Source organism: Veillonella parvula (assembly GCF_036456085.1).
Taxonomy (GTDB): domain Bacteria; phylum Bacillota; class Negativicutes; order Veillonellales; family Veillonellaceae; genus Veillonella; species Veillonella parvula_E.
The window spans coordinates 304,716-319,203 of the sequence record NZ_CP138632.1 but is presented as its reverse complement, the minus strand read 5'-3'; the positions used below and the strand labels follow the sequence as shown (position 1 = coordinate 319,203).

Genomic DNA, 14,488 nt, shown 5'->3' with positions numbered 1-14,488 from the left:
CTTCTAGGGGTATAGGGTTTATTGACACTCCTTAGCCCCTCTGCTACGATTGATTTAAAGTTATATATATGCGATAAATCCATAGTTCTCATTATATTAGAACTATGTGAATGATTGCATATTAGTGTAGTTATAGTTATAAATTAGGAGTATAGAAATGAAAAAACAATTAGCTTTAGCATCCGCTATTCTAGGTCTTGCAGTATCCTTTGGTGCACCAGTTGTATCTAATGCTGCATATCAATTAAATGAAGAAGTAAAAGATCCTACACCAGCATTGAAAGAAGCCGCTGCAATTGGTGTTCGTACACATAATACAGAAGCTTTACAAAACTTGCCAAACAAGGATGCTATGGTTGTTATGAGCTTTGGTACAACTTATAAAGATACTCGCGTAAAAACAATCGATGCTACTGTAGATGCTATTAAAGCGGCTCACCCAAATACTAAAGTGATAACTGCTTTCACAAGCCATATTATTCGTGATCGCATCCAACAAAAAGAAGGTATAACATACCCTACACCTGAAGAAGCTTTAGCTGAACTTAAAAAAGATGGTTACACTCGCGTTGCATTGGCATCTCTAGATGTAATTCCTGGTATGGAATATAATTACGATGCAGCAGTATATAATTTATACAAAAATGATTTCAAAAAAATGACACTCGGTACATCTCTTATGTACTGGATGGGTCAAGAAAACCAAACTGACCAAGTTATTGAAACATTAAAAGCTGTTCAATCCCAATTCCCTAAATTAGGTAAAGAAGATGCTCTTCTTATCATGGCTCATGGTACTCCAGATCCTTCCAATGCATACTATTCTGTAATTCAAGACCGCATCCATACTCTTGGTATGAAAAATGTATTCATCTACACAGTAGAAGGTACACCAAATCTTGAACAAGTTATCCCTCAATTGAAATTACATGGTATTAAACATGTTACATTGATGCCTTTCATGATGGTTGCTGGTGACCATGCAAACAACGACATGGCTGGTAACGAACCAGATTCCCACAAATCCGTTCTTGAAAAAGAAGGTTTCAAAGTTGACACTTATATCCATGGTTTAGGTGAAAACCAAAACATCCGTAACTTATTCGTTGAACGTGCTAACGAAGCCTGGGATGCATTAGAAAAATAATCAATATAACTAAGATCGTTATTGCATATATAACATTCATAGGAGTACATCATGAAAAAACTACTACTCGTTAGTATCGCTTTGGTTATGATTGTACTAGCACTAGCTGGGTGTGGTAAAACCACATCCAGCTCTTCTGCTACTACGAAGGAATTGACCTTTAATGGTCAAACCTATACTGTACCAAAGGATCCACAAAAAATTGCTGTATTATCTAATTCTGTTTTATCTATGCTTTATGCTGTCGATGGTAAAGCCATTAGCCGTGCCAATACAACGGATAAACTAGCACCAGAGTTAGAAGCTCTACCAGCTCTTGGTCAAACTGCAAATATCAACATGGAACAATTATTAGGCTTGAAGCCAGATGTAGTATTGGGTTTAGTAAATCAACATAAAAAATATGAATCTCAATTACAAGCTAATAATATTCCAACCGTACTTTTTGATTACGATGGTATTAAAGATAATGTACCAATGTTAACATTTCTTGGCGAATTAACTAATCATCAAGATAAGGCTAAGTCTGTTATTACTACCTATGAAAACAATATTACCAAGGTAAAAGATGCAGTTAAGAATCAACAACCTGCACGTGTTGCCGTGTTACGTGCCACAGGAAAGGGTGTAACTGCCGAAACTGATGAAGCAGTTACTGCATCAATGGTAAAAGAACTAGGTATGACAAATGTTGTCTCCTCTCACCTAGATGGTACAACGAAGGACAAAACGGTCCCTTACTCTCTTGAAACATTGACTGCAGATAACCCTGATATTATCTTTGTTGTTACAATGGGTAAAGAAGAAGAAATTACAAAAGCTATGAAACAAGCTATGACAGATAATCCTGCATGGGCCAATTTAAAAGCCGTACAAAATAACCGCGTAATATACTTACCATCCAAACTATTCCTATTAAACCCAGGTCTACAAACACCTGAAGCTATGGCACGATTAGTTAAAGAAGCATACGGTATTAATGTTACATTCTAATATATTACTTCATACGAAAGAGGGCATCCCCCAAAAGGGAATGCCCTCTTTTTCAATTAGTATCAAACTACTCAACTAGTCCTTTTACGCGCACATATTTTTTATTATCAAAAGTATCAAGTTGTACATCTACAGAGAATACATCTCTAAACAACTCATCCGATATAATTTTACTTGTCTCTCCTGACGTTATTAAATGACCTTCTTTTATAACAGCCATATAATGTGAATATTGAACCGCCTGTGTAAGTTCGTGAAGTACCATGAGAACGGTTAAATCTTGTTCCTTATTTAATCGTTTCAATAACTCCATAATTTCTAACTGGTGATTAATATCTAAATATGTTGTTGGTTCGTCTAATACTAATAATTTTGGTTGCTGTGCTAGCGCCATAGCAATCCAAACGCGTTGCCGTTCGCCACCAGATAGGGATGGAATTAATTGTTCTCTCAAATGATTCGTTTTCGTAATATCTAACGCATAGTCAACGATTTCACGATCTTCTTTAGCCGTGTTTTTCCACCATGTTTGGTATGGATACCGTCCGCAATATACCAATTCTTCTACAGTCATATCCTTTGGCATATTCGGTACTTGTGGCAAAAATGCCATTTGCCGTGCCAGATGATTTTGAGAATATGATTGTAACGGTTTATCAAATATGGTAATACATTCATGAGGACTATGGATATATCCGATCATAGATCGTAAAAGCGTACTTTTACCACAACCATTAGGCCCTATTAATGTCGTAATTTTACCGATAGGGACCGATACATTAATGTCATGTAGAATATGACGATTACCAAGAGTTACGGATAACTGTTTTACATCAATAGCGGTATTCATTAGTTATCCCTCCTCAACAGATACAAGAAGAACGGAGCTCCAAAGAATGCCATAATAATACCCACTGGTACCTCTATAGGGCTCCACATAACACGTCCTATTGTATCACTGACAACAAGAACTAAGGCGCCTAATAATGCGGATCCAGGCAGCAAATATGCATAGTCGTTACCGATTATAAGACGTAACATATGGGGAATAACCAAACCTACAAATCCGATAAGCCCAGCTATACTTACAGCACCAGCCGCTAAAAGAGCAGCCACTGCAGTCATAATAAACCGTGTTTGTTCTACCTTAAGGCCTAGTCCCTTTGCAGTTTCGTCACCTAAACTTAAAATGGTAAGTCGTTTAGCTCCTAAACAAGCAAAAATAAGTCCAACTATAGCATATGGAAACAGCACTTCTACCTGAGGCCAACTGCGTGCAGCGAGTCCTCCTACCATCCAAAGCAATGCCCCTTGTACACGATCACCAAAGAATACAAGTAGTGCTGAAATACCTGATCCTAAAAAGGCTGCGACCGCAACACCAGCTAAGATAATACGACTAGGTCGCACTCCATTTTTCCATGCTAATGCATACACCATGAGTGCTGCAGCCATAGCACCTAAAAAGGCCACTAAAGGAACTATATGATCATACCCAGGAAATAAAATAAATATGATAACACCAGCTAATCCGGCACCAGAGGATACCCCTACAATCTGTGGATCTGCTAGGAGATTTTTCATAACTGCTTGCAAAATTGCACCAGATACAGCTAGACAAGCCCCCACTAACGCAGCTACAATATTGCGAGGCAATCGAATATTCCAAATAATTTGTGAAGATGTATCAGTTAGTTCACTAGACCATAATGTATGCCAAATCTCAGCTAATGATACGGGTGTTGATCCCCAAATAAGAGATATAATCATGCTCATAATAACGGCGATGATTAAGATACAAATCACTGATACACGAAATAATTTTCGTTTATTACTTGATGCCATATGAACCCCCTCTCAAAATTAACTATATTATAAGAAATTTACTATAGTATAATTATCGTGTTTAGCTAATTTATGTTTAGCTAATTATTGTGAAAAATATATACAGTAAAACCCGAATCGCAAAACTACTAAAACACGATTCGGGTTTTATATTATTTAGATTCTTTACCTTCTACAAAGAGCATGTCATTACGTTTTACGTCTGTGTAAAGTAATGCATTACATACGGAGGCAGCGATTGGGCTACCGCCTTTGTTGCCTTTTACAGTGATGTAAGGAACTGGGGATACTTCCATCAAATAGTCTTTAGATTCTGCAGCACCTACGAAGCCTACAGGGATACCAATGATAAGAGCTGGTTTAATGCCTTCTTCAAGAGCAAGGCGCAATACTTCATACAATGCAGTTGGTGCATTGCCGATAGCAACAATTTGTCCTTCTAATTGTTTGCCAAAGGTACGCATAGCTGCAATGGAGCGAGTTACACCTAACTCTTTAGCCATTTTAGCTACGTTTTCATCTTTAATTAAGCAGTGCACTTCATTACCGCGAATTTTAAGAGCTGGCTTAGAAATACCTGTGCGAACCATTTCTACATCTGTATAAATGTCTGCACCATTATCCAATGCTTCAATACCTTTTTGAACAGCATCAGGGCTCATTTTTACGAGTTGAGCATATTCGACATCACCAGACGCATGTACTGTACGAGATACTACGCGCACTTCATCATCTGTTAAGCCTAAATCCTTTACATAATCGTAAATGATTTCCATGCTTTTATCTTCAATAGCTTTAGGATTTTTAACGTAATCCATTAGTGTCCTCCCATAATTTAAAGAATTCATCATTTGATGATACCACGTGACTTTCAAGTTTAACACGCGGACGATCGATAACAATAACATGGATACCAAGATCCATAGCAGCTTGTAATTTTGTATCAGCACCACCTACAAGGCCAGAGTTTTTCATAACTACAACGCTTGCCTGTGTATCGTGGAACATGATGCGGTTCATATCATAAGAAAATGGACCTTGAACAGCAACAATGCGCTTAGGACTCACGTTGAGGTCTTCCATCATTTGTAACACCTCTGCAGTCGGCAAAATACGTGTCCATACTTCACAATCTTGTAAAGCATCAGATTTAGCAAAGATGTGCATTGTCTTACTACCTGTGGTCAAATACACATGTTTGTTATTTTCCTTTGCCAATTTGCCAGCTAAATTTGCGGCCTCTACCTCATCCACTACGATATGTAATTTATCATAATCTGGTAATGGTACCTCTTTACGTTCAAAACGAACAAAAGGAATACCTTTAGCTTTTGCTGCATCTTGAGCCGTAGCTGTAACAATAGCAGCATACGGATGGCTCGCATCGATTAATAAGCGTATGTTGTGTTCCTTAATCAAATTTTGCATAGCCTCTTGGTCAAGGCGGCCAGTATGAACGGTAATTCCCTTATGGGCAGCAAGTTCTGCCCCATACTGACTCACAACAGTAACGAGAACCTCTTCACCTGTCCGTTCTTGAATATCTACCGCTAAGGTACGACCATCTAAGGTACCAGCGATGACCCAAATCATAATTTGTAGCCTCGAGGTGTAATCATGCGACCATTTTCAACATAGGTTTGGCTATTACCGATAATAACAAGTGTTTGCATATCCACTTCTTCGTTTGTGAAATTCTCAAGGTCAGAAATTACCATGTGTTGCCCTGGGCGACCTGCTTTTTGCACGATCCCAACAGGTGTTTTAGGATCGCGGTATTTAAGAACGATTTCACGAACTTCGTCTAAGTGTGTAACACGTTTTTTACTGCGTGGGTTGTACAAGGAGATAACCATGTCACCTTGCGCACAAAGGTCAGCACGTTTTTTAATTAAATCCCATGGAGTCATCAAGTCACTAAGAGAAATGACCGCAAAGTCATGCATCAAAGGTGCGCCTAAAACAGATGCTGCTACGTTTACAGCGCTAAGGCCAGGTACGATATCTACGGAAGGACGTTTTTCTGCTGGTACTTTATTAGCAAGTTCCAACACAAGACCTGCCATACCATATACGCCAGAGTCACCAGAAGACACAACTACGACTTGATGACCTTCTACTGCTAAATCAACAGCTTGTTGGCAACGATCCACTTCTTGCATCATGGCAGTGCCTACAGTCTCTTTACCTTCAATTAGGTCTTTAATCAAGTCAAGATAAGTTAAATAACCTACAACACGGTCAGCTGCCAAAATAGCTTCGCGTGCTTGAGGTGTCATGAACTCTTCATCGCCAGGGCCAATGCCGATTACTTTGATGTTACCTGTGCAATGGCTACCGTTGTTTTGGGATAAATTGTTTTGTGCTGTATTAGTGTTCGGCTCTTGGCCGCTAGTAATGCCGTTGTCTCGCATACGTTTCCTACTCCTATAGTTCCTTTTACAAAATTTGATTCTTCTAATTTTTCTTCTTCAATGAGTGGTGCCATATCGTCCTGCGTATAGAACACGATAGGCCACCCCATAATTTGCATAGCCTCTAAAAGGCCTACTTCATCTTGTTTTACGATGACCGATGCAGCCGTTACGAGGCTCTTTGGTGAAAGCTTATGTACTGCTAGCGATTGTTGAATGGCGTCAAGGATCAATTCCTTTGGTGTGCCTCGACGACAACCAATACCCATCGTATACGTACGAGGGCGCAAAATCAATTGATGAACATATTCGGTAATTACTTTGTCCGTAATGACTACGCGAGAAAAATCCTCTTCAGCACTTTCATTTTTACATGGTGTTTCACCAAGTTGCTCCATAGAAACAACATGAACCGATCCATGTTCGCCAATATGAGCTTTCGCAGCTTGCTCTAAATGTGCTGCATTCGGTAAGCTTTCATCGATATAATAATCAATACACTCTCCCCCAACGATGGCAGAGTTCACATTGATTAAGGTTTGAAAATCATCTACCAACAAATGCTCGTGGCGCGCCAACACGTCAGGCGCAGGCAATCCGTTTACATCCGTTGCGGTTGTAATAACAGGGTCCGCATCGATGGCCAGCGAAATGGACTGCGTCCATTCGTTGGCGCCCCCAAGGTGTCCAGATAATAAACTGATTACATGGTGCCCCACTTCGTCCATTACGACTACCGCAGGATCCTTGGATTTATGCTCAATATATGGTGCAATCATGCGCACTACGATGCCAAGCGCCATAATGCATAATACTTGATCGTAATCCTTGAAAATCTGTCCAATATGATTTTTAAGGGAATCAAAATAAATAGCCTCACCACCAGAGGGACGGTTTTCTTTTTCAAAGCAATCCGCATGAGGTGCCACCAAAGACTTGATGCGTTGACCCAGCTTTGCTCCTCGTTCAGAAACAGAAAGAATAGCCGTTCTATTCTTCTTAGCTTCCGTCGTAGGCACAACAGTTTCTAGATTTTTCATATTACTAGTCCTTAGCACTGCGGTACATGTGAGCAAAGCCTTTGTCATAGAGTTTAGACAATTCGTATTCACTATCTAATACATGACTTACTACAATCATAGCTTGGCGCAATACGCCTTCTTTAGCTACAATATCCGCAATAGTTTCCAATGTGCCACGAATAATGCGTTGGTCTGGCCAAGAAGCTTTTACCACGATAGCCACTGGAGTCGTTTTGTCATAACCACCCTCGATGAGTTCAGCTACAACCTTATCTAACATTTGAACACTAAGGAAAATACACATTGTCGCTTCATGAGATGCTAACATGCGCAATTTTTCCTTTGGAGGCATCGGCGTACGGCCTTCCATACGCGTAATAATAACTGTTTGAGATACATTTGGCAATGTATATTCTTGTTTCAAAGCCGCTGCTGTAGCAAGGAAAGAGCTTACACCTGGCACGACTTCATAAGAAATACCCATGCCAGCCAATGCATCCATTTGCTCTTGAATAGCACCGTAAATAGCAGGATCACCTGTGTGAAGGCGAACTACACGTTTACCAGCCTCAACGGCAGCTTTCATAACAGCTAAAACCTCATCAAGGTTCATCGTAGCACTGTTATGAATTTCACAGCCTGGTTTACAAGCCTCTAAAATGGCAGGGTTTACCAAGGACCCCGCATAAATTACAACATCTGCCTCTTGTACTAAACGATACCCTTTGCGAGTAATTAACTCAGGATCCCCAGGGCCTGCACCTACGATATGTACGTCAACCATATTACTCTCCTTCTGCGATACGCGTTGCAGATACAATGAAAATTGGACTCAATGGGTCTAACAAATGATAGGGACCAGCCTTGCGGTAACGGCTGATGGACATTTGGTAGCCTTCATACGTGAAAGGACGACCTTTCAACTCTTTCAAGATTGTATAACCAGTCTCCATCGTTACAGCAGTTACTACTAGACGGCCGCCTACTTTTAAAAGACGTTGCGCTTCGTCCATGATGCCTGTCATACCACCAGCGCTACCTCCGATGATAACCGCATCAAGCTCAGGCAATTCTTCCATGCCTTCAGGAGCTTTGGATTTGATTACGGTCATATTATTTACATTGAATTTCTTTATATTCTCATTGATAAGGTCGATGCCTTTATCAAAGCGCTCAATTGCATATACATGCCCTTTAGGAGCTGCCAAGGCTGCTTCAATAGAAATAGAGCCCGTACCAGCACCTACGTCAAGGACGATGCTATCCTCCTCGATGCGCGCCTCATTCATAACGGCTTTGCGAATTTCGCACTTTGTCATCGGCACATCGCCGCGGATAAACTCCTCATCAGGAATTCCGAAAAAATGTCTCATCCTAGTACCACCATTACAGAATGACCAAAGCCTTCGAGCTCAGTTAACACCTCTAGCGTAGAGTCTACGATTTTTTCATCATCATAACTCAAGCGTTCAAGGGCCGCCGCTCTCGTTTCTTTTGGCCAACCTGCATCTATTAAAATACGCGCAATATGCGCTGGATTATATTCTGGGTCAGTTAAGAATCCCATCTTTTTACCTGCTTCATATACGAGTTTCTCTGGTGCCGGTTGGCGACCGTGAAAGCTCATTAAATCCGCATCATGCCACACCTCATTGAGTCGAGCAAAGGCAAAGGTCATAGAACTAATGCCTGGTACCACCTCAATAGGATTAGCAGGGAATTTTTTCTTTAAATATGGCAATAAGCTATAATAGCCTGTATCGCCACTAACCATAACTACAACGTCATGGTTGTTGAGCTCACGCTCAATTTGCTCCGCTAATACGCTGAGCTTACCCGTTACAGGATATGTAATTTGGCCAGGCTCTTGAAAGTCCTCTAAGGACCGTTCACTGCCTACCAATACTGTAGCATGTTTAATTAAATTAAGGCCTCTAGGCACCACATAATCAGGATTACCCGGACCAATGCCTACGATATACAAGGTATGTGCCAATGTTCAAGTTCTCCTATCTCTTTTGCATGCTTATCCATTGCCAAGATTTCGCCTTTTAAGGTCGTAATAATGATGCCCACCTCTGCTTCGTTAGCAATATAGCGCTCACTACGTAAAGATGCACGATCTACAACACGTTGGTACACACCAGTCAATCCTTCTCGCTCCAAGATAGGGAATGTAGACTCTGTGGTTTGGCAATTAAATAACTCTTCACACACCTCTTGGGATGCTCCTTCTAAAGCAGCATAGGCCACGATACTTTCCATACGGCCATCACTCATGCGATTATGAGTATGGAAGCTACCACTAGCTAGTTTGATTAACTTACCGATATGACCGATAATTAAGATTCGCTTGAATCCAATCTGTACAGCCTTTTCTAGCATAAATCCGATAAAGTTACTCGTTTCTGCCATTTGGTTCTTATGAATACCTAATACTTGCTCTGCAAGATCTTGACCGATACGCCCCGGTACGAGAACAGCTGTTTCACATCCGTTAGCCTTCATAACTTTCAACTGTGGCACTAACGAGTTCTTAAACCCTTCTTCACTCATAGGCTTAACAATACCGGTAGTACCAATAATGGAAATGCCACCTTCGATACCAAGTGTATGATTTAATGTTTTCTTAGCTAATACCTTACCATTAGGAACACTAACGGTTACCGTCACACCTTGACCATGGACACAATGTTCTTCAAAAACTATTTTCATCATTGCCCGGGGCCCTGGATTGATAGCCGGTTCTCCTGGTGGCATAGCAAGGCCTGGTTTCGTTACAGTACCTACACCAAAACCGGCTCGGAATCGCAGTTCACCAGTATTATCAAGGGTCACTGTCGTTTCCACATCATTGCCATGAGTTACATCAGGATCGTCACCGCCGTCTTTCATGACGGTCACCTTTGCCTCTATATCGGATATAACCTCTATCGCTTTAATAGGAACCTCAATATATTGACCTTGAGGGTTCTCAATGACCACTTGGTCCACAATATTCTTATCTAAGAGGGCCAATAAACCAGCTTTCATACCTGCCGTAGCACATGAACCTGTGGTATATCCACCCTTCATGTCCTCCACTTTCATAAGGTCTCCTACACTGATAGTATTAGCGACTCAAACGAGTCTAACTAACCTATCCTATGGACATATGTTATTAAGAACGGAAGTTAACGAATTGCAATTCAACAGGAATATCCAATTGTTTTAACATTTGGATTACTGCTTGCAAATCATCTTTATCCTTACCAGATACGCGCACTTGGTCCTCTTGGATAGATGCTTGTACCTTAATTTTCATGTTTTTAATTGCTTTTACTACTTCTTTAGCATTTTCTTTAGTAATGCCTTTTTTAATCGTAATGATTTGGCGAACTGTTGCACCTGCTGCTGGTTCAACTTTGCCGTAGTCAAGATTTTTAATCGCTACGTTACGTTTAACCATCTTGCCTTTTAATACATCGATAATGGCATTCAATTTGTATTCATCATCACCGATGATTTTGATAGTGTCGCCTTCAAGACTAATTTCCGCTTTAGAACCACGGAAATCATAGCGCGTACCAATCTCTTTTTTCGCTTGGTTTACCGCATTATCCACTTCCTGCATATCCACTTCGGACACAACGTCAAAGGAACAATCTTTAGCCATTTTATACCTCCTACACCTGAACCTATTGGGCATAAGGTTCATAGCATTACTTTCATCATCCTCATATTCCAAGTGAAAGTGTAAAACTACACCAAATCGGAATACATCTCTATAATTATACCTTAAAATACGCTTATTTTCTAGGTAAATCGATTTTCTTAATTATAATTGTTAGCTATGTATTAATGAAGCTTTTATAAGTATAGTGAAAGTTTTCTAATACGGTTATGCAATACACAAGACAAATAATATAAAAAACTAGCAACATACATAATATATGTACATTGCTAGTTCTATATAACGCTATTCTGTTGTATTTAGTCTATAGCTAAGAACTATAACTAAAAAATACTAATTAAGCCAGAACTAAGGGCAATACAACTTCATAGAGATTCTACAACCAATTATATTATAAAACGTTTACCGCATCATATGTAGGTTGTACAAGCCATTCACCTTTGGAGTTCATGATTCCCCATTTGCCTTTAGACTTAACAGAGCTAAAACCATGGTTAAAGGACTTAGCGTCTTCAATAAGTTTATTTGTATCTCTAAATAAAATATGACCATTATTATCTATGATTGTATAGCCCTCTTTACCAGTATGAACCCATGTTACAGTATCGTTGTTGAACGGTTCAATAGTTGCTTCTGTTTGAGCAGAATACAAGGATTTACCACTATTCATATCGATAAGGTTTTTAACATGATCTTTCACAACTACTAAACGATCAGTCCCTGCAAAAGAAATAGAATCATATTTGAAGGTTACTACTTGCTTACCTGTTGATACATCGAAAATGCCCCATTTCTCAGTCTTATTGTCTCTTAACGCCAATAGACCATTTAATTTATCCATTTCACCTGCATCGTAATCGCCTGGTTGAATAACAACTTCACCTTTACGGTTCACAAAGTATAAGTTACCAGCATCTTTGATTACCGTACCATAAGCTGTGATAGGCCATACTTTATCTTTTTTGCTGTCGATTACAATATTACCAGAACGATCAATATAGCCACGTTTTGCACCATCATAGGCAAAACCACCTACGTGATAATGTTGACCACCTAAAAGCGCACCTCCAAGGATACCGCCCACGATGAAGCCACCTACAAGGCCACCTAAATTAAAGCCACTCACGGAACGACGGTATTCAGCAAGACCATTACGGTATCTATATACCTCTTTAGATGGAGCATTAAATAATTCTTTACCAGTACCATCAATCGCTACAATTTTACCTTTAGCATTTTTAACAAAAGCACGATCTTCGCTAAATCCAGTCACGATTTGACGGAATTGTGGAGCAATCACTACTTTATCATCAGTAGTTTTAAAGCCATATTTGCCTTTTTCTTTAAACTCTACATAAGAATCGCTTGCATACTCTTGAGTTGCTTCTTGTTTTACACGTTCTTTTAAAGCTTCCTCTTCAGAGATTTCTATACCCTTAGGCGTAACCCAAGTGTCTGTTTTCTTATCTACTTGAGCTAACACATTGCCCGTTTTATAATCAACATCTTTAATTTCTTTATATTTAGGCTCAATAGCAACGGTACCATCTGGACGGATAACACCCCATTTACCACCTTGTTTCATAGCTGCCAATACACCATGTTCAAGGACTTCGTCATTTTTGAAAGTAGTGCCTTTACCAGATTTTAAAGATTTAGGAGCATTGCGATAAGGGTTTAATGCGCTCGCCACATCAGCTGCGATATAGCCAGAAAGTGCACTACGCTCTTCAATTTTTTGAGGAGTCATAACTCCTACGCTAGCTTTTGTGCTTTTAGAGGAGCTAGAGCTCTCTGTACGAACAGTAGAAGTTGATGTAGTCGTTGTATGTTCCTCACGAGTTACACGTGTACTAGTAGATGTTGGTGTATCGTGGTTTGTTACCGTTGTGCTACTAGTAGATGTTGTAGTAGATGCCGCAAAAGTTGTTGTAGACATAGCCGCTAACACACATGCGACTAATACAGATTTCTTGTTAATATTCATAAACCTCTCCTTTTATAGAATAAGCTATAACTATACAGTCGTTAACATACATATATAGTTCATAAAATATACTGTTATAACTAAACACACAGTTTTACAGTAAAAAAAGTTCACACATAAATAATGTATAAAATTTAATAATTCAAATTATACTATATGGACCTTCATAAAAACAACGAACTATGAAAAATTCTTCATTTTTATTTTATTTGTTATAATAATACGTATGAAAACAGCAACAATAATCGACTTAATTGTAGATTTTGATGTACACACACAATCTATAAATCATATTATAAAACAACAGCATATCTCCCATCGCATGAGACGACGTTTACGAAGTGATGCCATCATAACAGTTAATGGTAAACCTGCTACCTGGAATACGCTTATTCATGGTCGTGATCATCTCATTATGAAGTTAACACCAGAGCAAGAGTTTAGTTTAAGCCCTATGGAACTAGATATCATATATGAGGACGAATATATTTTAGTCATTAATAAGGCGGCTGGTATTCTTATGCACCCTACGTCTACCGTACGAGATCATACGCTAGCAAATGGTGTACTTCATTACTACCAAGAAACAAATCAGTATTATGATTTCCATCCCGTACACCGATTAGATAAGGATACCTCAGGTATTGTTATCATTGCTAAAACATCAGTGGTCCAACATGCTTTTGATAAAAAACACACCCATTTTTACAAAAGCTACGACGCCATTGTAGAAGGACATCTCCCTTCTGTGCCTATAAGCATTAACTGGCCTATAGGTCGTAAACCAGGCAGTATCATTGAACGTTGTTGTACAGACCAAGGAAAGCCGGCTCGCACGGATATAACAGTAGTTAGTAAAAATATAAGCAAAATTAACTATAGTAAAAACAACTCTGATGATATGATTAATAATAGTAATATATGTCCAGCTGACAACTCTATAATAGCTTATAATCACTTTACTCATGTGCAATGCTTATTACACACAGGGCGCACTCATCAGATTCGAGTTCATTTATCTCAACTAGGGTATCCACTAGCTGGTGATGACTTATACGGTGGTCATCTAGAATCTATTCAACGCCAAGCACTGCATGCATCGCGCATAAGCTTTTACCATCCCATAACAAATGAATGGCTCGAACTGCATGCAGAGATGCCAGAGGATATGAATGTATTGCTGAATGATTGATCTGATATAACACCACTAAATAAATGCTAACACACAGAAATAACCCATATGGGTCACAAAATAAGACGAAATTTATGCATAAGTTATACAAAAAATATTGGCCCTTTATAGTGTTTCTTGATATACTTAACTTGAATTGATATATGATTGCAATAACAGAAATTCATCTAGTTCTTACAAGCTAGAAATATTAGCAGTCACGGTATTAATAACAT

15 protein-coding genes are annotated in these 14,488 nt (G+C 39.3%); 3 read left to right on the top strand and 12 right to left on the bottom strand.

Features of this window, described 5'->3' with window-relative positions; all coding sequences use genetic code 11:
* Positions 1 to 157 precede the first annotated feature (157 nt).
* Positions 158 to 1,147, top strand: a complete 990-nt coding sequence (locus PK1910_RS01545) for a sirohydrochlorin cobaltochelatase (protein ID WP_187002540.1) — start codon at positions 158 to 160, stop codon at positions 1,145 to 1,147.
* Positions 1,148 to 1,198: 51 nt separating this feature from the next.
* Entirely contained in the window at positions 1,199 to 2,140 is a 942-nt protein-coding gene (locus PK1910_RS01540; protein ID WP_187002541.1) for an ABC transporter substrate-binding protein, read from the top strand.
* A gap of 67 nt (positions 2,141 to 2,207) precedes the next feature.
* On the opposite strand, the gene PK1910_RS01535 is transcribed toward PK1910_RS01540, so the two are convergent.
* The 12 genes from PK1910_RS01535 to PK1910_RS01480 form a co-directional block, all read right to left on the bottom strand.
* Positions 2,208 to 2,990, bottom strand: a complete 783-nt coding sequence (locus tag PK1910_RS01535) for an ABC transporter ATP-binding protein (RefSeq protein WP_004696257.1) — start codon at positions 2,988 to 2,990, stop codon at positions 2,208 to 2,210.
* Positions 2,990 to 3,985 carry a FecCD family ABC transporter permease gene (locus tag PK1910_RS01530; RefSeq protein ID WP_287511086.1) on the bottom strand — a complete coding sequence of 332 codons (996 nt, stop codon included), beginning with the start codon at positions 3,983 to 3,985 and terminating at the stop codon, positions 2,990 to 2,992. Before PK1910_RS01530 ends, PK1910_RS01535 begins: the two co-directional genes overlap by 1 nt.
* 152 nt (positions 3,986 to 4,137) lie before the next feature.
* Positions 4,138 to 4,803, bottom strand: a complete 666-nt coding sequence (locus tag PK1910_RS01525; protein ID WP_004696261.1) for a precorrin-8X methylmutase — start codon at positions 4,801 to 4,803, stop codon at positions 4,138 to 4,140.
* Positions 4,790 to 5,578, bottom strand: a complete 789-nt coding sequence (gene cobK / locus PK1910_RS01520) for a precorrin-6A reductase (protein ID WP_004696263.1) — start codon at positions 5,576 to 5,578, stop codon at positions 4,790 to 4,792. The genes PK1910_RS01525 and cobK overlap by 14 nt, the downstream gene beginning before the upstream one ends.
* The gene (cobJ, locus tag PK1910_RS01515; RefSeq protein ID WP_004696265.1) at positions 5,575 to 6,264 is read right to left on the bottom strand and encodes a precorrin-3B C(17)-methyltransferase; all 690 of its coding nucleotides are present in this window, start codon (positions 6,262 to 6,264) and stop codon (positions 5,575 to 5,577) included. Before cobJ ends, cobK begins: the two co-directional genes overlap by 4 nt.
* Positions 6,265 to 6,293: 29 nt before the next feature.
* Positions 6,294 to 7,439 (bottom strand): cobalt-precorrin 5A hydrolase, encoded by a 1,146-nt coding sequence (locus PK1910_RS01510; protein WP_287511084.1) that lies wholly within the window; start codon positions 7,437 to 7,439, stop codon positions 6,294 to 6,296.
* Positions 7,440 to 7,443: 4 nt separating this feature from the next.
* Complete coding sequence (gene cobM / locus PK1910_RS01505) at positions 7,444 to 8,205, bottom strand: precorrin-4 C(11)-methyltransferase (RefSeq protein ID WP_004696269.1); 762 nt, start codon at positions 8,203 to 8,205, stop codon at positions 7,444 to 7,446.
* Position 8,206: 1 nt separating this feature from the next.
* The gene (cbiT, locus tag PK1910_RS01500) at positions 8,207 to 8,794 is read right to left on the bottom strand and encodes a precorrin-6Y C5,15-methyltransferase (decarboxylating) subunit CbiT (RefSeq protein WP_004697307.1); all 588 of its coding nucleotides are present in this window, start codon (positions 8,792 to 8,794) and stop codon (positions 8,207 to 8,209) included.
* Positions 8,791 to 9,417 (bottom strand): precorrin-6y C5,15-methyltransferase (decarboxylating) subunit CbiE, encoded by a 627-nt coding sequence (gene cbiE, locus PK1910_RS01495; RefSeq protein WP_024061920.1) that lies wholly within the window; start codon positions 9,415 to 9,417, stop codon positions 8,791 to 8,793. The genes cbiT and cbiE overlap by 4 nt, the downstream gene beginning before the upstream one ends.
* The gene (cbiD, locus tag PK1910_RS01490; protein ID WP_004696275.1) at positions 9,393 to 10,511 is read right to left on the bottom strand and encodes a cobalt-precorrin-5B (C(1))-methyltransferase CbiD; all 1,119 of its coding nucleotides are present in this window, start codon (positions 10,509 to 10,511) and stop codon (positions 9,393 to 9,395) included. Before cbiD ends, cbiE begins: the two co-directional genes overlap by 25 nt.
* Before the next feature lie 70 nt (positions 10,512 to 10,581).
* The gene (locus PK1910_RS01485) at positions 10,582 to 11,076 is read right to left on the bottom strand and encodes a YajQ family cyclic di-GMP-binding protein (protein WP_004696277.1); all 495 of its coding nucleotides are present in this window, start codon (positions 11,074 to 11,076) and stop codon (positions 10,582 to 10,584) included.
* Between the two features lie 409 nt (positions 11,077 to 11,485).
* On the bottom strand, positions 11,486 to 13,081 hold the full coding sequence (locus PK1910_RS01480; RefSeq protein WP_004696279.1) for a WG repeat-containing protein: 1,596 nt from the start codon (positions 13,079 to 13,081) through the stop codon (positions 11,486 to 11,488).
* A 226-nt stretch (positions 13,082 to 13,307) separates the two neighbouring features.
* On the opposite strand from PK1910_RS01480, the gene PK1910_RS01475 reads away from it, so the two are divergent.
* Positions 13,308 to 14,273: an RluA family pseudouridine synthase gene (locus tag PK1910_RS01475; protein ID WP_287511081.1), complete on the top strand. Its 966-nt coding sequence runs from the start codon at positions 13,308 to 13,310 to the stop codon at positions 14,271 to 14,273.
* The last annotated feature ends 215 nt before the right edge of the window (positions 14,274 to 14,488 follow it).